The 20525-nt window shown below is 71.5% G+C and carries 17 protein-coding genes; 13 read left to right on the forward strand and 4 right to left on the reverse strand.

All coding sequences use genetic code 11. From position 1 onward, the window contains the following. Positions 1-20: 20 nt before the first annotated feature. Positions 21-347: an antibiotic biosynthesis monooxygenase family protein gene (locus KJK29_RS38405; RefSeq protein WP_215124043.1), complete on the reverse strand. Its 327-nt coding sequence runs from the start codon at positions 345-347 to the stop codon at positions 21-23. Positions 348-463: 116 nt separating this feature from the next. Here KJK29_RS38405 and KJK29_RS38410 point away from each other — a divergent pair, with 116 nt between their 5' ends. Beyond that, positions 464-1411 (forward strand): DUF1731 domain-containing protein, encoded by a 948-nt coding sequence (locus KJK29_RS38410; RefSeq protein ID WP_215124044.1) that lies wholly within the window; start codon positions 464-466, stop codon positions 1409-1411. Between the two features lie 163 nt (positions 1412-1574). On the opposite strand, the gene KJK29_RS38415 is transcribed toward KJK29_RS38410, so the two are convergent. Next, positions 1575-1721, reverse strand: a complete 147-nt coding sequence (locus tag KJK29_RS38415) for a hypothetical protein (RefSeq protein ID WP_193482844.1) — start codon at positions 1719-1721, stop codon at positions 1575-1577. 140 nt (positions 1722-1861) lie between these two features. On the opposite strand from KJK29_RS38415, the gene KJK29_RS38420 reads away from it, so the two are divergent. The 5 genes from KJK29_RS38420 to KJK29_RS38440 all read left to right on the forward strand — a co-directional run bounded on the left by KJK29_RS38420 (position 1862) and on the right by KJK29_RS38440 (position 6428). Continuing rightward, a complete protein-coding gene (locus tag KJK29_RS38420) occupies positions 1862-2290 on the forward strand; it encodes a hypothetical protein (RefSeq protein WP_215124045.1) in 429 nt (142 codons plus the stop codon). Between the two features lie 248 nt (positions 2291-2538). Continuing rightward, complete coding sequence (pgm, locus tag KJK29_RS38425) at positions 2539-4179, forward strand: phosphoglucomutase (alpha-D-glucose-1,6-bisphosphate-dependent) (RefSeq protein WP_215124046.1); 1641 nt, start codon at positions 2539-2541, stop codon at positions 4177-4179. A gap of 122 nt (positions 4180-4301) precedes the next feature. Then, the gene (locus KJK29_RS38430; protein ID WP_215124047.1) at positions 4302-4592 is read left to right on the forward strand and encodes a zinc-ribbon domain-containing protein; all 291 of its coding nucleotides are present in this window, start codon (positions 4302-4304) and stop codon (positions 4590-4592) included. A gap of 127 nt (positions 4593-4719) precedes the next feature. Continuing rightward, the gene (locus KJK29_RS38435; RefSeq protein ID WP_215124048.1) at positions 4720-5196 is read left to right on the forward strand and encodes an SRPBCC family protein; all 477 of its coding nucleotides are present in this window, start codon (positions 4720-4722) and stop codon (positions 5194-5196) included. 224 nt (positions 5197-5420) lie between these two features. Further along, the gene (locus KJK29_RS38440; RefSeq protein ID WP_215124049.1) at positions 5421-6428 is read left to right on the forward strand and encodes a trypsin-like serine peptidase; all 1008 of its coding nucleotides are present in this window, start codon (positions 5421-5423) and stop codon (positions 6426-6428) included. 157 nt (positions 6429-6585) lie between these two features. Here KJK29_RS38440 and KJK29_RS38445 read toward each other — a convergent pair whose 3' ends face one another. After that, positions 6586-6840: an EF-hand domain-containing protein gene (locus KJK29_RS38445; protein WP_215124050.1), complete on the reverse strand. Its 255-nt coding sequence runs from the start codon at positions 6838-6840 to the stop codon at positions 6586-6588. A gap of 143 nt (positions 6841-6983) precedes the next feature. On the opposite strand from KJK29_RS38445, the gene KJK29_RS38450 reads away from it, so the two are divergent. Further along, positions 6984-8486, forward strand: a complete 1503-nt coding sequence (locus tag KJK29_RS38450; RefSeq protein ID WP_215124051.1) for a HEAT repeat domain-containing protein — start codon at positions 6984-6986, stop codon at positions 8484-8486. 102 nt (positions 8487-8588) lie between these two features. Next, positions 8589-9830, forward strand: coding sequence for a glycosyltransferase (locus tag KJK29_RS38455; protein WP_251058052.1), 1242 nt, complete (start codon positions 8589-8591; stop codon positions 9828-9830). A gap of 21 nt (positions 9831-9851) precedes the next feature. On the opposite strand, the gene KJK29_RS38460 is transcribed toward KJK29_RS38455, so the two are convergent. Further along, positions 9852-10883, reverse strand: a complete 1032-nt coding sequence (locus tag KJK29_RS38460) for a LacI family DNA-binding transcriptional regulator (RefSeq protein ID WP_215124052.1) — start codon at positions 10881-10883, stop codon at positions 9852-9854. Between the two features lie 267 nt (positions 10884-11150). Here KJK29_RS38460 and KJK29_RS38465 point away from each other — a divergent pair, with 267 nt between their 5' ends. From KJK29_RS38465 to KJK29_RS38485, 5 genes are all read left to right on the forward strand, one after another. Further along, on the forward strand, positions 11151-12473 hold the full coding sequence (locus tag KJK29_RS38465) for an ABC transporter substrate-binding protein (RefSeq protein WP_215124053.1): 1323 nt from the start codon (positions 11151-11153) through the stop codon (positions 12471-12473). A 52-nt stretch (positions 12474-12525) separates the two neighbouring features. After that, complete coding sequence (locus tag KJK29_RS38470; RefSeq protein ID WP_215124054.1) at positions 12526-13479, forward strand: carbohydrate ABC transporter permease; 954 nt, start codon at positions 12526-12528, stop codon at positions 13477-13479. Positions 13480-13510: 31 nt separating this feature from the next. Then, the gene (locus KJK29_RS38475; protein WP_215124615.1) at positions 13511-14332 is read left to right on the forward strand and encodes a carbohydrate ABC transporter permease; all 822 of its coding nucleotides are present in this window, start codon (positions 13511-13513) and stop codon (positions 14330-14332) included. 76 nt (positions 14333-14408) lie between these two features. After that, on the forward strand, positions 14409-16343 hold the full coding sequence (locus KJK29_RS38480; protein ID WP_215124055.1) for a glycoside hydrolase family 127 protein: 1935 nt from the start codon (positions 14409-14411) through the stop codon (positions 16341-16343). 2 nt (positions 16344-16345) lie between these two features. After that, a complete protein-coding gene (locus KJK29_RS38485) occupies positions 16346-20515 on the forward strand; it encodes an Ig-like domain-containing protein (RefSeq protein ID WP_215124056.1) in 4170 nt (1389 codons plus the stop codon). The last annotated feature ends 10 nt before the right edge of the window (positions 20516-20525 follow it).

Consider the following 20525-nt stretch of genomic DNA (forward strand, 5'->3'; position numbering starts at 1 on the left):
CGCGTACGCGCTCCAGCGGGCTACGCGCCCTTCGGGCCCGCCTGCTGCACGACCTCGAAGGACCACAGGTTCGAGTCGCTCGCGGCCGGCTTGGGCCGCTCGCCGCCCTCGCCGCCGCCCTGGTGCGCGGCCTTCATCGGCCCCTCCATCCAGGCCTGGAACGACGCCTCGTCACGCCACCGCGTGTAGACGAGGTAGGTGTCGGTGCCCTCCACCGGGCGGAGGAGCTCGAACCACTCGAACCCGTCGGAGCTCTCCACGGTGTGCGCGCGGGAGGCGAACCGCTTCTCCAGCGTCTCCCGCTGCTCGGCGGGCACGGTCAGCACATTGATCTTGACTACGCTCATGGCCCCATCTTGCCCGATGGCACCTCCGAGCCGACCGGGACCTGCACCTCCGGGAGGTTTTGAACGCGTTCAAATATGGGCTAGGGTCGATCCCACACGTCGAGGGGGAGGCCTTCATGAAGATCGTGATACCCGGCGGGACCGGACAGGTCGGCACGGTCCTGAAGCGCGCGCTGGGCGCCGCCGGACATGACGTCGTGGTGTTGAGCAGGCACCCCGCACCGGGCGAAGTGCACTGGGACGGTGCGACCCTGGGGCCCTGGTGCGAGGAGATCGACGGCAGCGACGTCGTCGTCAACCTGGCCGGCCGGAGCGTGAGCTGCCGCTACACCCCGGCCAACCTCCGCGAGATGATGGACTCGCGGGTCGACTCCGCCCGGGTCGTGGGTGAGGCCATCGCCAAGGCCGCCCGGCCGCCCCGGGTCTGGCTCCAGATGAGCACCGCGACGATCTACGCCCACCGCTTCGACGCGCCCAACGACGAGGCGACCGGCGTCATCGGCGGAGCCGAACCCGGCATCCCCGGCTACTGGGCCTACAGCGTCGACATCGCCAAGGCCTGGGAGCGGGAGCAGGAGAGGGCCGACACGCCGGACACCCGGAAGGTGGCCATGCGCGCCGCCATGGTGATGAGCCCGGACCGGGGCGGTGTCTTCGACGTCCTGCTGCGGCTGGCCCGGCTCGGCCTCGGCGGCCCGGTCGCCGGCGGCGCGCAGTACGTGTCCTGGATCCACGACCAGGACTTCGTCCGGGCGGTGGAGTTCCTCGTCGCCCGCGACGACATCACGGGCCCGGTCAATCTCGCCGCTCCCACGCCCCTGCCGCAGCGCGCCTTCATGCGCGCCCTGCGCGGCGCCTGGGGCATGCCGGTGGGCCTGCCCGCGACCCGCTGGATGGCCGAGCTCGGCGCGTTCGGGCTGCGCTCGGACACCGAACTGCTGCTGAAGAGCCGCCGTGTCGTCCCCGGCCGCCTGCTCGAAGCGGGCTTCACCTTCGAGCGCCCCGGCTGGCCGGAGGCCGCGGACGACCTCGTACGCCGGGTCCGCGGCCGCGACCTGAGCTGAGCTGGTGTCAGCTCGGCCCCTCGCCCTGCCCCAGGGCCTTGCCTGTCATGTCTCAGGTGTGGTGCGACCCAAGTGCCCGAATCGGATATGAACACACTTGCCGGTACGAGCAGTTGGTCATCGGGAGGTTCCGTGACGCGGCCCGTCCGGGCGCCGGGGCCGGTCAGCGGCGGCCGCGGAGCTTACCCAGCAGGCGCTGGGCCTGCGCCCGCTTGCGGGGGTCGGCCGCGGCCCGCCGTGCCTGCTCGACGGCCCGCCGCCCCTGCGGACTCCGGGCGAACTGCTTGATGCGATCCAGGATGTTGGCCATGAGGCACCTTCCACTCGTGTTCTGACGTGCTTGTTGTCTGTAGCCCGCCTACCCCCGTGACGTGGTGCTCAGCCCTCGCCGGCCCAGACGGTGCGCGACCGAACGTGTTTGCCGACGGAGCAAGAGGCAAGTCGGTGTCCATGACTGAACAGAACAAGCGCACGAATCAGAAGCCGACCACCATCCGGGCCACGGAGTCCAAGGCGCGGGGCGCGGCGGACAAGGCGACCGCGCCGGCGTCCCAGGCGGCCAAGCGTACGGCGGCCAAGGCCGATGAGGCGGGGTCCGCCCTCAAGGCCGGCGCCGAGCGCTCCGCCGAGGCGACGACGGCGGCCATGCAGACCGCCGCCAAGGGCGTCGAGGTCGGCCGCCAGGCGGTCGTCACGGCCTCCGGCCACGTCGCGGCCACGGCCAAGACGGCCTGGACGGTCATCGCCCACCGCAAGCTCGTCGCCGCGGGCGTCGGAGCCGGTCTGACCGCCCTGAGCGCCGCGTCGTACGCGGTGGGACGCCGCGCGGAACGCGGCGGCCACGGCCCCGTCACCCGGTTCACCGGCGGACGGATCTGACCACGGCGAGGGCGTTCGACGGGACGGCCACGAGGAGGACAGGCGGCGCCGCGCATCACCGGACTTCCCGGTGGTCCGCAGCGCCGCCTCCTTGTGGTCCGTAGCAGCTCACGAACTCCGCGGTGTCCTCTTCTCGTGGCTTGGCCCACATCCGGCCCTCGATGTGGTGTCCCCCTCGCGCGGCACCGCCCTGACGAGGAAGGATGAGACCGCAAGCGAAGGATCAACCCATGCGGAGGAGCGGGCCCATGCAGCACGAGCGAGCGGGCGATCCGGCCGGTTTCGAGGATCTCGTCGATGTGGCCCGGCTGGTGACCGCGTACTACGCGCTCCGCCCCGACCTGGACGACCCGGGGCAGCGTGTCACGTTCGGCACCTCGGGACACCGCGGATCGTCCCTGGCGAGCGCGTTCAACGACGACCACATCGCCGCGACCAGCCAGGCCATCTGCGAGTACCGCGCCGGGCAGGGCATCGACGGGCCGCTCTTCCTGGGCGCCGACACCCACGCCCTGTCGGAACCCGCGCGCGTCACCGCCCTGGAGGTGTTCGCCGCCAACGACGTGACGGTGCTGATCGACGACGCGGACGGCTACACACCGACCCCGGCCGTCTCGCACGCCATCCTCGCGCACAACCGCGGCCGCACCACGGGTCTCGCGGACGGCGTCGTGGTCACGCCCTCCCACAACCCGCCCGCCGACGGAGGGTTCAAGTACAACCCGCCCAGCGGCGGCCCCGCCGCCTCCGACGCCACCTCCTGGATCCAGGACCGGGCCAACGACATCATCCGGGGCGGCCTGAAGGACGTACGGCGCATCCCGTACGCCCGGGCCCTCGCCGCCCCCACCACCGGCCGCTACGACTTCCTCGGCACCTACGTCGCCGACCTGCCCGGCGTGCTCGACCTGGACGCGATCCGGGCGGCCGGGGTGCGGATCGGGGCGGACCCGTTGGGCGGGGCGTCCGTCGCCTACTGGGGCCGCATCGCCGAACAGCACGGCATCGACCTCACCGTGGTCAACCCGCACACCGACCCCACCTGGCGGTTCATGACGCTGGACTGGGACGGCAAGATCCGCATGGACTGCTCGTCGCCGTACGCGATGGCCTCGCTCATCGAGCAGCGCGACCGCTTCCAGATCTCCACCGGCAACGACGCCGACGCCGACCGGCACGGCATCGTCACCCCGGACGCGGGCCTGATGAACCCCAACCACTACCTGGCCGTCGCCATCTCCTACCTGTACGCCCACCGCGACCGCTGGCCGGCCACCACCGGCATCGGCAAGACCCTGGTTTCCTCCGCCATGATCGACCGCGTCGCCGCCGACCTCGGCCGCGAACTGGTCGAGGTGCCCGTCGGGTTCAAGTGGTTCGTGGACGGGCTGGCCGGCGGCACCATCGGCTTCGGCGGGGAGGAGTCGGCCGGGGCCTCCTTCCTGCGCCGGGACGGCTCCGTGTGGACCACCGACAAGGACGGCATCATCCTGGCGCTGCTCGCCTCCGAGATCACGGCCGTCACCGGCAGGACCCCGTCGGAGCACTACGCCACGCTGGCCGCCCGCTTCGGCGAGCCCGCCTACGCCCGGATCGACGCCCCGGCGACCCGCGAGGAGAAGGCACTGCTCGCGAAACTCTCCCCGGCCCAGGTCAGCGCGGACACCCTGGCCGGCGACGCGGTCACCGCCGTCCTCACCGAGGCCCCGGGCAACGGCGCCCCCATCGGCGGCATCAAGGTGACCACGGACAACGCCTGGTTCGCGGCCCGCCCCTCGGGCACCGAGGACGTCTACAAGATCTACGCCGAGTCCTTCCTCGGCCCCGACCATCTCGGCCGGGTCCAGGAGGAGGCCAAGAGCGTGGTGCTCACGGCGCTGTCGGGCTGAGCACCCCCGCCACACGGCCCGGGCCACGACGACCTGGCCCGGGCCGCGTGGGCCACCGGTTCGTCCTGGTGGGCCGCGATACAGGACACTGGGAGCAGTTCCGATCCGGGAAGGACCGACACGTGATCATCTTCGGCACCAAGGGGTACCTCTACCAGCTCGCGATACTGACGCTGGTGTGCGCCCAGTGCGGCAACCCTGCCGCGCACACGCTCAGGAAGCGCGTCACGAAGTTCACGCTGTTCTTCGTGCCGCTGTTCCCGATCTCGACGAAGTACCTGACGCAGTGCACCTTCTGCGGCGCGGAACAGAAGGTGACCAAGGAGCAGGCGGACCAACTGCAGACGCAGAGCGCGGGCGGCCAGGGCGGCCAGGCGTACGGGAACCAGGAGCAGCAGCAACACCGGTTCTAGGCACCGACGGCACAGATCCGTGTGGTAATCCCAAGATCTCGGGTACCCGCCCCGCCACGGGCCCGGACCGGTGAAGCGGGTCGACGGGCCTCCTGCAGTCGACCAGTGAGAACGGAGGCATACCGAGATGAGCACCATCAAGGAAACCGTGGAAGTCGACGTTCCCGTCCACACCGCCTACAACCAGTGGACGCAGTTCGAGGAGTTCCCGAACTTCATGGAGGGCGTCGAGGAGGTCAGGCAACTGGACGACCGCCACAACCACTGGACAACCAAGATCAGCGGGGTGCGGCGCGAGTTCGATACCGAGATCGTCGACCAGCTGGCCGACGAGCGCGTCACCTGGCGCACGACCAGCGGTGACGTCGATCAGAGGGGCTCTGTCCGCTTCGAGCGCGTCGACGACACCCACACCAGGGTCGAGCTGGTGATGGACATCCAGCCCAGCGGAGCCGCGGAGAAGGCGGCGGACATGACGGGCACGATCGACCGCCGGGTCAAGGGCGACATGAAGCGCTTCAAGCAGTTCATCGAGGAGCGCGGAACCGAGTCCGGCGCCTGGCGCGGCCGCATCCAGCCCGGCGGCGCCGGCCCCGCCCTCTGACCTTCCCGCTCCGCCACGAAGGACCCGGCCTCCACAGCGCAGGCCGGGTCCTTCCGTGTCCGCGCACGCGGAGAGAAGGTGATGATTCGGCCATCGTTATGACATGCACCTGTCCATCTGGGTCTCCTGGTGGCACGCTGCCCTCTGACTGTCCGCAGTGACACCCCTGCCTGACCGGGCGGACGGTTCCCCGCCGCCCGGCCCCCGCAGCAGAAGGAGACCGCGTGATAGGCAGACCCCGCAGCCTTCGCCCGTCCGGCGGCACCACCCGCGCTCGCCACACCGTCCTCGGCACACTCGCCGGCATCGCCGCACTCCTGGCGACCGGTGTCACCACCGCACCCGCGAGCGCCGCGCCCGAACCCGGAGCCGTGGCACCCTCGGCGCAGGAACGGGCCCTCGACTTCTGGACCCCGCAGCGGATGCGCGCGGCCACCCCGCTCGACACCCTGTCCGTGGACCCCTCCGACGTACGGGCCCCCGCGCCGCGCAAGGGCAAGGCGACCGTCGTGGCACCCAGCGCACCCGCCTCCGACGTCGGACCCCTGGCCATCCCGCACGGCGGCGGCCCCTGGTCCGGCGGGGGAGCGGTGGTCAAGACCGCGGGGCGGGTGTTCTTCACCTACCAGGGGCGCACCGCCTCCTGCTCCGGCAACGCCGTCACCAGCGCCAACAAGAGCACCGTCCTCACCGCCGGGCACTGCGTGAAGATGCAGGGGGCCTGGCACACCAACTGGGTGTTCGTGCCCGGCTATCACGACGGCCAGCGCCCGTACGGCACCTGGGCCGCGTCGAAGACCCTGTCCACGCCGCAGTGGACGGCCAGTGAGGACATCAACCACGACATCGGCGCGGCCGTCGTCGCCCCGCTGGACGGAAAGAACCTGACCGATGTCGTCGGCGGCCAGGGGCTGGCCTTCAACACGGGCTACAACAAGCCCATGTACTCCTTCGGATTCCCGGCCGCCGCCCCCTACGACGGCGAGAAGTTCATCTACTGCAGCGGAACCACCTTCCGCGACTTCCTGTTCTCCAGCGACCACGGTCTGACCTGCAACATGACCGGAGGCTCCAGCGGAGGCCCGTGGTTCACCCAGTTCGACGAGGCCTCCGGCACCGGCCTGCAGTCCTCGGTGAACAGCTTCAAGTACAACTTCCTGCCGAACGCCATGTACGGCCCGTACTTCGGCGCGGACGCGCAGAACCTGTACCAGAGCGCCCAGTCGTCCTGAACCACCGCACCAGCCGGGAGCCGGGCCCTCCACCGCCGAACCGCGGGAGGAGGCCCCGGCTCCCGGCGTCGGTATCAGGAGCCCGCCCGAGCGAAACCGGCCATGAGCGTTCCCCCGACGTCGTCGAACTCCCGCACCGCTTCGGCGAGTGTGCTTGTCAGCTCCAGCCGAACCGACGGTCCACCACCGCGGTGAACTCGTCCAGGGTCAGCACCGCGTCCCCGTTCTGGTCGGCGGTGTCGAACAGCGCGGAGGACGCGTCGACGTCCTGCACTCCCCAGAACGGCAGGACGCCGGAGGCCGCCAGAGACGGTCCGTTCGTCCGCAGAGCGACGATGACCTCCACCCGGGTGAGAACCCCGTCATGGTCGAGGTCTAGGGCCTCGAACAGTCTGCGGGCCTTGTCACTCATCCTTGTCCCCATCCACAAGTCGGGCAGGCCGGCGAATCCAATCCCGCTCACCGGGGAGGACGCCTCGCGGGGTGACCGGGTTGCCCCGCGACCGGCACCACAACCATTGTCCCGCTCGCAGGTCTTCCTCCTCGGAGGTGTCCATGGGGGCGGACCAGCAGATCGCGTTCTTCCTGCGTGAGACGGCGGCGGCGGACCCGGAGCGGCGCACGGCGGCGGTGAAAGGGCTGGGGAGGACGGGCGGGGCCGCATACGTTCGCGTCCTCGTCGCCGCGGCCGACGACCCCGCCCCCTCGGTGCGCGCGGCCGCCGCCCTGGCCCTGGGCCGACTCGGTGTCCCCGGGGCGGGCGGTGAGGTGCTGCCCCTGCTCATGGACGACGAGAACCCGGGCGTACGGCGCAGGGCGTCGGTCGCCGCCACCCGGCTGGGACTCCGGGGACCTGTGGTCACGGAGGCCTTCGCACGGAGGCTGTCCGACCCGGAACACCACGTGCGGATCAACGCCCTGGAAGGGCTGGCCGCACTGGGCGCACCTGGGGATGCCACGGCCCTGGTCGGGCTGCTCGGCGACCCGGACCCCGCCGTGTGGGGACGGGCCCGGACCCTGGTGTACCGGTGGAAGGACGACGCGGCGGTGCGGGCGGCAGTGATCCGCACCGCCCGGCAGGGCGCGGGCGCCGCCCGCGCGGGGGCCCTGGACGCGCTGCCGAAGGGCTGCTCCGAGCAGCTCCTGGACTCCTTGCTCACGGGCCTCGGCGACCCGTCCCCCGAGGTGCGCATCGCCGTGGCCCGGCGGCTGTTCGACATGCCAGCGCCGTGGACACAGGACGCACTGGCCGTGGCACTACGGACCGAGCGGGATCCCGAGGCCGCCGCACGGCTGCTGTGCGGCCTCGGACGGCTCGGCGACGAGCGGGTGATCGGACCGGCGGTGCGGTGGCTGCGCGATCCCCAGGCCGGAGCGTCCGCCGCGCATGCCCTGGGCGCTGTGGACACGGGAACGGCCGCCGCGCACCTGCGCACGGCCCTGACCGACGAGACGTACCCCGCCCGCACTCGGGCCGCGGCGGCCACAGCCGTAGGAGCCGGGGCCCGATGGGACGCCGTGTGGCTCCTGCTGTCGCTCCTGGACGATCCCGACGACGACATACGCGCGGGCGTGATCGACGGACTGGACGCACTCGTCGACAACGGGCTCCGCCTCTGGGAGCGCCACCCCGTGGCCTGGGCCCTGGTCGAGCGACTGGAGGCCGGCGGGAAGCACACCTGGCGCACCCGCAACGCCCTCGACGGCCTCACCCAGGCCCTGCCCGCCGTACGGCGCCTCGCGGACGAAGCCCCGTCCGCCGAGGTCCGGGCCGCGGCCCTCTCGCTCCTCGCCACGGACGACGACACCGACGGGACCGACGAGCACACCCGCCACGACGTCCGACGCTTCCTGCGCGGCCTGGACGACCCGCACGAAGCGGTCCGCTACGAGGCCGTCCTCGGTCTCGAACGCCGGGTGACGGCGACCGGGGCGCTGCCACCCGGAAGCGAGGAGGCGCACACCCGGCTCACCGCCCTCACCGCGGACGCGTCCCCACGGCTGCGCCAGGCCGCCACCAGACTCGTCGAGACGCTGGGCTCCGGCCCACAGCCCTGAACCAGCACCCCGTCACTCCGCGCATCCCTCGCACCGGCGATTCTCGGACCCCTGCCGCCGTACGCAGTGTGCCATCCGCCCCGCCGGGCCACACTGGATCCCGTGCGGCTGGTGATCATGACGGCGGGATCGCGCGGCGACGTAGCGCCGTACACCGGGTTGGGCGCGGCGCTGGCGCGCGGCGGGCACGAGGTCACGCTCGTCACCCACGCCCTGTTCGAGCCGCTGACCGCCGGCTCCGGGGTGCGCTTCCACCCGACCCCGGTCGACCCGCACGCCGAGTTGCACTCCGAGCGCGGCCGCGGCCTGCACACCAGCACCACGGGGCTCGGCAAACTGCTGCGCGTCGTCTCGATGGCCCGGTCGGCGGCCGAGGAGATGACCGACGACCTCGTCCGGGCGGCACGAGGCGCCGACGCCGTGCTGGCCGCCGGAGCCGTGGCCCCCCTGGGCCGCGCCATCGCCGAGGGCCTGACCCTGCCCAGCCTCGGACTGTTCCTCCAACCCCAGCACCCGACAAGGGAGTTCGGGGCACCCATGCTCGGCGGACGCTCCCTCGGCACCGTGGGCAACCACCTGGGCGGACTGGCCGTCACCACCGCCGTCGACCAGGTCTTCACCCGGGCCCTGCGCCGACTGCACACCCGGCACGGCATGACCCTCCCCGGCCTCACCGCGATCCGCCGGGCCCATGAGCGGGCGCGCTGGCCGGTGCTGCACGGCTTCAGCGAGGCGGTCGTGCCCCGGCCACGGGACTGGCGGCCCGGGCTGGAGATCGCCGGGTACTGGTGGCCGTACGACACCCGGACCCTGCCCCCGGAGGTGGAGGAGTTCCTCGCCGCCGGGCCCGCCCCCGTCTTCGTCGGTCTGGGCAGCGCCACCGTGCCGGACCCGGAGCGCCTGAGCGGCGAGATCGTGCGCGCCCTGCGCGCGGCCGGACTGCGCGGCATCATCCAGCAGGGCTGGGCGGGCCTGGCCGCCCGCACCGACGACATGATCACCGTCGGCGATGTGCCGCACGCGTCGCTCTTTCCCCGGACGGCCGCCGTCGTCCACCATGCCGGAGCCGGGACCACCGCCGCCGTCCTGCGCGCGGGTGTCCCGGCCGTGCCGGTGCCGGTGCAGTTCGACGCCGGTTTCTGGGCGGCCCGTCTCGTCGCGCTGGGCACCGCCCCCTGCGCCGTCCCGCTGCGCCGCCTCACCGCCGGCGCGCTCGCCCCCGCCCTGCGCCGGGCCGTGGGCGACCCGGCGCACCGCGACCGTGCCCAGGACGTGGCGCGCCGCCTGGCCGAGGAGGACGGTGTGGCACCCGTCCTGGCGGCACTCGACCGACTCGCGAAGTGAGCCGCGACCGGGCGCCGCGACTCATGACAGCGGCACTGTCGACCCCCTGATCACCACCCGGCAGGGCAGGGTCTCGATCCCGGAGCGACGCGTACCGCCGGAGATCGCCGTGAACAGGGCGTGCGCGGCGGCCCGTCCGACCTGTTCGAGGTTCATGTCGACACTGGTCAGCGGTGGGCGGGACGCGGACGTCAGGACCCGCCAGTTGTCGAAGCCCATGACCGCCACATCCTCCGGCACCCGCCGCCCGCGCTCGCGCAGCACGTCGATGACGCCCCGGGCGATCTGGTCGCTGCCGCACAGCACCGCGTCCACCTCCGGGTGCTGGTCCAGCAGCATCGCTGTGGCAGCCCGCCCCCAGCCCTCCGACCAAGCCCCGAACCGCGGCTCGCCCACCAGGGTCAGCCCCGCGCCGCCTAGCGCGGCCCGGGCACCCTCGGCACGCTCCTGCGCCGCGGCGTACCCGGGGTCGCCGGTGATGTGCGCGATCCGGGTGCGGCCGCAGGCCAGCAGGTGCTCCACGGCGATCCGGCCCGCGCCGACGCTGTCCGGGACGATGGACAGATCCTCCGGATTCTCCGACGGCGCGTACGCGTATACCACGGGGACCGGCAACTCCCGTCCCAGGGACGGACGCGGGTCGGTCCGGCTGCCGACCACGATGAGACCGTCGACCCGGCGGCCCAGCAGCGCGCGGACATGGTGCTGCTCGCGGATCGCGTCCCCGCGGGCATCGCACAGGAACACCGCGACCTCGCCCGCTCCGAACGCGTCCTCGGCGCCCATCAGTATCGGGATGCTGAACCGGCCCTCCAGGTCGCTGGTCAGCAGACCCACGGTGCCCGTCCGGCCGGCCAGCAGCCCCCGGGCCACCTGATTGGGACGGAACGCGAGGCGCTCGGCCGCCTCGATCACGCGTGTCCTGGTCTCCGCCCGCACCTGGCTGCGGCCGTTGAGGGCCTTGGACGCCGTGGCGATCGACACGCCCGCCAGCCGGGCGACATCGCTGAGGGTGGCGGGCTGCGAACGCGAGGGGCCGGTGGCCTGTGCCATGGGTCTTCTCCTGTCTCGCGTCGTCTGCCGACGCCGTCGAGGGCACCCCGAACAGTACGCGGAAATTTTCGGTCCTGTGCTGGTCCGCGTTTTCGAGTTCAACTCAGAAACCGCTTCACGCAAGGGGATTGACGGGTAGTGGGATGCGTCCTTAGCGTCTCAGAAAGCCTTTTCGGCCCGTTTCCGCCACTCAGTTCAGTGCCACCACATCATTGTCCCGACCGGCAGGCCCGCGCACGGCCCGCCGCGACACAAGGGGAATCGACCATGGGGAGCACGGGGAGCACGGCCGGACCGCGTGGACACAGACGCCGCCTCGTCACAGGTGCCATCGCCCTGCTCGCCACCGCGAGCCTGGTCACCGCATGCGGCTCGGACAACGACGGCTCCGGCGGGGGAGGGGACAGGGCGGCGAGCGCCGGCGGCGTCGACGACGGCACCGAACTGACGATGTGGACGCGGGCGGCGACCCGGCCGCAGAGCGAGGCCCTGGTCAAGGCCTACAACGCGAGCCACAAGAACAAGATCGAGCTGACCGTCGTCCCCACCGACGACTACCAGGCCAAGGTCGGCGCGGCGGCCGGCTCCCGCGACCTGCCCGACCTGTTCGCCTCCGACGTCGTGTTCGTGCCCAACTACACCTCCAGCGGCCTCTTCGCCGACCTCACCGAACGCGTCGACGCCCTGCCCTTCGCCGAGCACCTGGCCCAGTCCCACATCAAGGCCGGCACGTACGAGGACAAGAAGTACGTCGTCCCGCACACCCTCGACCTGTCGGTGCTCTTCTACAACAAGGAGCTCTACCGCAAGGCGAAGCTCGACCCCGAGAAGCCGCCCACCACTCTGCGCGAGTGGGACCGGCAGGCCCGGGCCGTGGACGCGCTCGGCGGCGGTGTCGACGGCACCTTCTTCGGCGGCAACTGCGGCGGCTGCGGCGTCTTCACCTGGTGGCCGTCCGTCTGGGCGGCGGGGGAGGACGTCCTCAACGAGGAGGGCACCGAGGCGAATCTCGCCTCCACCGCCTCGAAGAAGGTCTACGACACCTACCGAGGCTGGGTGCGGGACGACATCGTGGCGCCCGGCGCCCGCGAGGAGACGGGCACGACCTGGACCGGCATCTTCCCCAAGGGCAAGGTCGGCGTGATGCCCATGCCGTCGACCACGCTCGGGCTGATGCCCAAGGACCTCGACCTCGGCGTGGCGCCCATCCCCGGTCCCGACGGCGGCAAGTCCACCTTCGTCGGCGGCGACGCCATCGGCATCTCCGCCACCAGCGAGTCCGCCGACCAGGCCTGGAACTTCCTCGCCTGGTCCCTCGGAGACAAGGCACAGGTCGACGTGGTCGCCGCGCACAAGGACGTGGTGGCCCGCACCGACCTCGCGTCCAACAAGCACTCCGAGGCCGACCCACGCCTGGTCACCATCAACGAACTTGTCGCCGAGGGCCGCACCCCGTACGCGATGAAGTTCGGCCAGACCTTCAACGACCCCAACGGGCCCTGGCTGGAGCTGATGCGCCACGCCGTCTTCGGCGACGGCAAGTCGGTCGAGAAGGACAACGACGCCGTCACCGCCTCACTGGCCGACTGAACCGACCCTCCCGACGACCTAAGGCCATGACGTCCTACGGCCAAGGAGAGCCATGCCGGTGAAAGTGGCAGTCCGGGCGACGGCCGCGCACGTGACCTCGCCGCAGCCGCGGGGCGGCACACCCCCGCCCCGCTGGCGCTCCCGCAAGGCCAAAGGCCTGGCCTACGCGGCCCCCACGGCGGTGTTCGTCACGGTCTTCTTCCTGCTGCCCCTGCTGCTGGTCGGTCAGATGTCGCTCAGCGACTGGCCGCTGCTCGGGGGAGACCGGGGAGTCAACGCGCCCGAGAACTACTCCGACATCACCGACAGCACCCTGTTCTGGCCGGCGATCCGCTTCACCCTCCTCTACACCGTGATCGTCACGGTCGTCCTGCTCGCCCTGGCGCTGCTCCTGGCCCTGCTGGTGCAGGAGTCCCGCCCGGGCGCGGGCTTCTTCCGCACGGTCTACTTCCTGCCCGGCGCCCTCGGACTGGCCTCCGCGTCCCTGCTGTTCTGGGGCCTGTACAGCCCGACCACCGGCCCGCTCAGCCGCATCCTCGAAGGCCTCGGCCTCGTCGACGACCCGGTGTCCTTCCTCGGCTCACCGACGTCGGCCCTGTGGTCGACGGTGTTCCTGATCGTCTGGAAGTTCGCCGGCTTCTACATGCTGATCCTGCTCGTGGGCCTGCAGCGCATCCCGCACGAGGTGTACGAGGCGGCACGGATGGACGGCGCGAGCCGCGCCCAGATCTTCCGCTCCATCACCCTGCCGCTGCTGCGGCCCTCCCTCGCGCTGTGCCTGCTGCTGTGCGTGACCGGCTCCCTGCTCGCCTTCGACCAGTTCTTCATCCTCACCAAGGGCGGCCCGGACAACAGCACGGTCACCGTCGTCCAGCTGATCTACCGGGAGGCGTTCCAGCGGCTGAACCTCGGTACCGCGGCGGCCCTTTCGAACCTCGTGCTGGCCGCGCTGCTCCTGCTGAACGCCCTGCAGTTCCGGGGCCTGCGCCGCGCCGACGAGTCATGACACCCGCCGCCTCATGAGAAGGGACACCCCGGTGCTCACCCGCGCCCTGGGCCGGACGCCCCACTACGTCGTCGCCGGCTCCCTGGCCGTCATCTTCCTCTTTCCTCTGCTGTGGAACGCCTGGGCGTCGGTGAGCGGCCAGCCCGGCACCGCCCAGCAGTCCGGCTACGGCCTCGGCAACTACCGGACACTGCTGGAGTACGACGCCGGCCTGTGGCGATACCTGCTCAACAGCACGGTCGTCTCGGCACTGACCGTCGCCCTGACCCTCGGGGTGTCCCTGCTGGGCGGCTATGCCTTCGCCCGCTTCGACTTCCCCGGCAAGAACCTGCTGTTCCTGCTGACCCTGGCCATCCTCATGGTCCCCTACGCCACCCTCCTCATCCCGCTCTACGTCCTGCTGGGCCGGCTCCATCTGCAGAACTCGCTGATCGGGCTGAGCCTCGTCCTGGCGATGTTCCAACTGCCGTTCGCCACCTTCATGATGCGGATCTCCTTCGAGGCGGTGCCCCGCGAACTGGAGGAGTCGGCCCTCGTCGACGGCTGCGGCACCGCGGGCGCCCTGCGCCGGGTGCTTCTGCCCGCGGTGCGGCCGGGGCTGATCACCGTGGGACTGTTCGCGTTCCTCGCCGCCTGGAACGACTTCATCGCACCCCTGATCCTCATCTCCGACAGCGAGAAGGCACCGCTGCCCCTGGCCGTCGCGAACCTGCGCCAGCAGAGCATGGGCGCCGTCGACTACGGCGCCACCGAGGCGGGCGTGGTGGTCCTGGCCGTGCCCTGTCTGCTGCTCTTCCTGCTGCTGCAACGGCACTACATCAGGGGCTTCATGTCCGGCGCCCTCAAGGGCTGAGCCACCGCAGAGCCCTTTCGACAGACCAGACGGACCAGACGGACCACCGGAAGGACGTGGACGAAGGCATGGACTGGTGACGGAGAACACGGCACGCCCGCTCGTGCTGCCGGTGGCGCCGACCCGGGGCCGGCTGCGCCCGCTCGGCCTGGACGAGGTCCGGATCACCGGCGGCTTCTGGGCCCGGCGCCGCCACATCAACGCGACCGCGACGCTCGGCCACTGCCGCGACTGGATGGAACGCGAGGGCTGGACCGGCAACTTCCGGGCCGCCGCCGAGGGCCGGATCCACACCGACCGGCGCGGCCGGGAGTTCGCCGACTCCGAGATCTACAAGCTCCTGGAGGCCATGGCCTGGGCGGGTCCTTCGTACGACGGGGACGTCGCCGCGCTCACCGATGTCATCGCCCCCGCCCAGCACCCGGACGGCTATCTGAACACCGCCTTCGGCCACCCTGGCCAGCAGCCCCGCTACAGCGACCTCGAATGGGGCCACGAACTCTACTGCCATGGGCACCTCATCCAGGCGGGTGTGGCCCAGGCCCGCGCCCGGGGCGAGGGCGAGCTGACGAAGATCGCCCGGCGGGCCGCCGATCACCTCTGCACAGCCTTCGGACCGGGCGGCAACCAGGGCGTCTGCGGGCACCCGGAGATCGAGACGGCCCTGGTGGAACTCGCCAGGCTCACAGGGGAGCAGCGCTACCTCGACCAGGCCGCCCTGTTCCTCGACCGGCGCGGCCACGGCCGTCTGGCCGACATCGAGTTCGGCCGCGCCTACTTCCAGGACGACCTGCCCGTACGCCGGGCCACCGCCCTGCGCGGCCACGCCGTGCGCGCCCTCTACCTCGCGGCCGGGGCGGTCGACGTGGCCGTGGAGACCGGGGACGACGAGCTGCTCGCCGCCGTCGTACGGCAGTGGGAGGCGACGGTCGCCCGGCGGACCTATCTGACCGGCGGGATGGGCTCGCACCACCGTGACGAGGCCTTCGGCGACGACTTCGTGCTGCCACCGGACCGCGCCTACTCGGAGACCTGCGCCGGTGTCGCCTCCGTGATGCTCGCCTGGCGGCTGCTGCTGGCCACCGGCGAGCCGCGCTTCGCCGACCTGGCCGAACGGACCCTGTTCAACGTGATCGCCGCCTCCCCGTCCGAGGACGGCCGGTCTTTCTTCTACGCCAACACCCTGCACCGCCGTCACCGGGGCACCGTGCCCCCGGCGGACCGCGTCAGCCCGCGCGCCGACTCGGGCCTGCGCGCCCCCTGGTTCGCGGTGTCGTGCTGCCCGACCAACGTGGCGCGCACCCTCGCCCAGCTCCCGGCGTACCTGGCGACGGCGGACGACGACGGCCTGCAACTGCACCAGTACGCCGACGCGGAACTCGCCACCTCCCTGGGCGACGGCCAGGGCGTGGCGCTGCGGGTCCGTACCGACTACCCGTCCGACGGGACCGTGGCCGTGCGGATCAGCCGCTCCCCGGCCCGCCCCTGGACCCTGTCCCTGCGCGTCCCCGCGTGGACGGCCGGGGAGACGGCCTCGCTGGTCGACCCGGACGGCAATCGCCGTACGGTCGCAACGGGCACGGTGCAGCTCACCCGCGTCTTCCGCCCCGGCGACGAGATACGCCTCGAACTGCCCGTCACCCCGCGCTGGATCCGTTCCGACTCCCGCATCGACGCGACACGCGGCACGGTGGCCGTCCAACGCGGCCCCCTCGTCTACTGCGCCGAATCCACCGACCTACCGGACGGACACGACGTCGACGCGCTCCGCGTGGACCCGTCCGCCGCACCGGAGGACGGGCCGGACGGCACGGTCCTCGCGCCCGGTGAACTCGCCGAACCACATGACACCGCCTGGCCGTACCGGCCGGTGGACGAAGCCACCGCACCCACGGCCGACCCCGAGGCGATCAGCCTCGTCCCCTACCACTCCTGGGCGAACCGCGGCCCCTCGACCATGCGCGTCTGGCTGCCGACGACCCCGCCCCCGACAACGCCCACCGAGAGGTAGCCGTGCCCGCACAGCGAAGACGACACCGCCGCGGCATCCTGGCCGGGGCGCTGACCCTGGGACTGCTGGCCCCGCTCGCCGCCACCGCCCCGGCAGCGGCGGACAACGCGGCGATCGGCTACCCGGTCTACTCCGGATCCGACCGCCCCGTTCCCACGCTCCCGGCCGGCTTCACCGTCCACCGCACTCTGCGCGCCCAGTACGAGGCCGACCGCGAGGCCGGGGACGGCACCGACTTCTGGATGGACCGCATGCTGGCCCGCAAGGGCGAGGACCCGGCGGGGGACTGGCTGTTCACCCGGGGACGCGCCCTGTTCATGAAGGAACACACACCGTCCCAGCTGGGCTTCGCCGGCAAGGTCGCCTATTGGGAGAGCATCGACAACCGGTCCGCGTACACCATCACCCTGAACGTCGACGGCGAGAACCTCACCCTCCGGGAGAACACCGGCGCCCGCACCCAGACCCCCAGCTACTGGCGCAGCGAGTTCACCCACGAGGCCACCGGCCTGAAGGTGACACAGACCAAGTTCATCACCGAAGCGAACACCGCCGTCACGAACCTGGCCCTCACCAACACCGGCGCCGAGCGTCGTGAGGTCCGGCTGCGCGCCACCTCCCCGTACACCACGACCATCGAGGGCCGTGAGCTCACCGGAGCGGTGCCCGCGAAGAACAACCTCACGACCGTCTTCCCCCGCCTCAGCGGCGATGGCTTCACCGCCGAGGGCGAGTCGCTGACCCGCACGCTGACCCTGCCGGCCGGACGCACCCTCACCACCAAGGTCCAACTCGGCTTCGTCACCGAGGAGATCACCGACTCCCGCCCGGAGTACGACTCCCTGCGCACCGCGTCCCCGGCCACCGCCTTCCGTCGGCACGTCCAGAGGTACAACCGTTGGTGGGCCGAGAACCTGCCCTACCTCGACGTCCCCGACGACAACATCGAGAAGACGCTGTACTACCGCTGGTGGCTGCTGCGCTACAACTACCTCGACGCCGACATCCCGGGCAGCGACTACCAGTTCCCCACCTCCATGGAGGGCGTCCTCGGCTACAACAACGCCATCGCCCTCACGGTCGGCATGTTCGTCGACGACCTCAAGTACCTGCGCGACCCGAGCTACTCGTACGGCCCGTGGGTGTCGGCCGGTGAGGTCTCGAAGAACGGCAAGTACACCGACAACCCGGGCGACCCGGAGAACTGGTCCAACAGCTACACCCAGTACATCTCCGAGGCGGCCTGGCGCTCCTACCAGGTGCACGGCGGCCCCGACGGCATCGTGCGCAACCTCGCCCGGTACGCGGAGAAGGACGTCCGGGGCCAGCTCGAGAACTACGACGAGGACGGCAACGGGCTGATCGAGTACGACTGGGGCGCGATGACCGGCAACGACGCCGACGCGGTCTCCTTCGACTGGAAGCCCGGCAACCTGGACCGCGCCGAATCCGCCTACGTCTACAGCAACGCGACGGCGGCCGCCCGCGCCTACGACCTGCTCGGCGAGAAGGCGAAGGCCGAGGAGATGCGCGGGACGGCGAACCGGGTGAAGAAGGCGGTCCTTGACCACCTCTGGGACCCGAAGGACAAACTGCTCAAGCACCGGCACGTCGCCAGCGACACCCTCGTGCCCTGGAAGGAGATCAACAACTACTACCCGTACAGCGTGGGCCTGATGCCCACGCCGCAAGAGGACCCGCAGTACCTGGAGGCGCTGCGGCTGTGGGCGGACGCGAAGCAGTACCCCGTCTTCCCTTTCTTCACGGCCAACCAGGCCGACAAGGCGGAGGCGGCGGAGCAGGGCCACCCCGGGAGCAACAACTTCTCCGTCATCAACTCCACGGTCACCTTCCGCTTCCTCTCCTCGGTGCTGCGGAAGTACCCCAGCAAGTACATCGACCGCACCTGGTACAAGAAGCTGCTGTCCTGGAACGCCTGGGCCCACTACATCGACGGCGACAACCGGTATCCCGACCAGAACGAGTTCTGGTCCGACGGCCGTGCCGACCCGCAGAAGATCGGCTACCGCTCCTGGATCCACCACACCGTCCTCGGCACCACCAACTGGACCGTCATCGAGGACGCGATGGGGTTCAGGCCGCGCGCCGACCGGAAGATCGAGCTGTGGCCGATCGACGTCGACTGGCCGCACTTCGCGGTCACCGACATCAACTACCGGGGCACGGACGCGGCCGTCCTGTGGGACGAACCCGGCGACGGGAAACGCCCGTACGGCAAGCGGGTCCCCGAGGGGTACTCCCTCTACCTCGACGGGAAGCTCGCCTTCACTGCCGACCGCCTCACCCACCTCGTCTACGACCCCACGACCCGCAAGGTCACCTTCCCCGACGGTGGCGGAGCCAAGGTGAGGACCACCGGCCTGCGCACGCATGTCGCCGAGCCGCAGGACGTGACCTACGGCCCGAAGGAGCGCGTCACCGACCTGTTCGCCAAGGCAGGCCGGGACCTCACGGGCAAAGCCGGGAACAACCTCGCTGCCGGGGCCACCGCCCGCGCCTCCCACGAGGCCGAGGGCCGGGGCATCGCCGGCGCCGTCGACGGCTTCACCGTCAACGAGCCCTCCTGGGGCGCCCGCGGCTCCGGCAACGCCGAGGACTGGTACGAGATCGACTTCGGCCGCACCCGCACGGTCGACGACGTCCGGCTGCACTTCTCCAGCGACAAGAAGCCCGGCGGATACGCCGAACCGGCCCTCTACACCGTGCAGCACCAGGACCGGTCGGGCCAGTGGAAGGACGTGGCCCGGCCCGCCAAGTCCCCGGCCTACCCGCGCGCCAACCTCAACCGGGTGCGCTTCCAGGAGGTGACCACGGCCAAGCTGCGCGTCCTCATGCGCCACCGCGACGGCCACACCAGCGGCCTGAAGGAGATCCAGGCCTACGACACCGGCGGGCGACCGCCGACGGCCCGCAACCGGCCTCCCTACGTCGAGGCCTGGCGGGACCCGACGTACACCCGGCCGGGCCAGGTCAGGCTCACGGGCATCACCGAGGACGACGGACTGCCGAAGAGGGAACTCTCCGCCTCCTGGAAGACGGCCGAAGCCCCCGACGGCGGCACCGTCATCTTCGACGACCCCCGAACCCCCACCACTGTCGCCCGGTTCACCAAGGCAGGCACCTACACCCTCGAACTGACCGCCACCGACGGGGCGTTGACGTCGTCGAAACGGGTCGTGGTGAAGGTCGAGGAGCTCGGTGACGGCCGGGTGAACCTGGCACCGTCCGCGACCCCCACCGCGTCCTACACCTCCGGCTGGGAGTCGGTGGCCGCGATCAACGACGGCCGCGAACCGGCCTCGTCGTCCGACGCCCCGCGCTGGGGTAGCTGGCCCCAGAAGGACACCCAGTGGATCCAGTACACCTGGGAGGACCCGGTCCGCGTGGACGGCTCGGACCTGTACTTCTTCCGCGACGCGCAGCCGGGCGCGGCCGACGGGGTGGGCGTGCCGGCCTCCTGGGTCATCGAGTACCGCGACGGCGACACCTGGCGCGAGGTCCCCGCCCCCAGCGGCTACGGCACCGCAGAGAACCGCTACAACCGGACCACGTTCACCCCGGTCACCACCACCGCACTGCGGGCTAAGCTCACCGGCCACCCGAATCTCGCCCTCGGCGTCCAGGAGTGGAAGGTCTACGCCGAGGCACCGGAGTCGGTGCGCGAGACCCACATCCCCACCCTCCGTGGCACCGTCCCCGAGCTGCCCGATCAGGTCACGCTCGTATACGCCGACGGCTCCACGGCCCGCTCACCCGTGGCCTGGCCCGCCCTGACCGAGGACCAGGTCGCCGAGGGCGGCACCAGCGTCACGGTCACCGGCCTCGCCGACCGCACCGCCCAGCCGGTCACCGCCACCGTGTGGGTACGGCACACCGACGCGGTCGAGATCACCAGCGTCGCCGAGGAGCGCCTCACCACCCGTCCCGGCAGGGCCCCGACGCTCCCCGCCACGGTGGTCGCCACCTACAACGACGGCTCCAGGGACAGCCGGACACGAGTGACCTGGGACCCGGTCGATCCGGACCAGTACGCCGGGCCCGGAACCTTCGAGGTCAGGGGAACCGTGCCGGACACCTCGCACCGCGCCACGGCCACGATCACCGTGACACCCCCGCGCGACCCGGGTGGGACGTCTCCCGCCCGCCGATGACCCAGCCGAC

Origin of the sequence: Streptomyces koelreuteriae (assembly GCF_018604545.1) — a bacterium.
GTDB lineage: Bacteria > Actinomycetota > Actinomycetes > Streptomycetales > Streptomycetaceae > Streptomyces > Streptomyces koelreuteriae.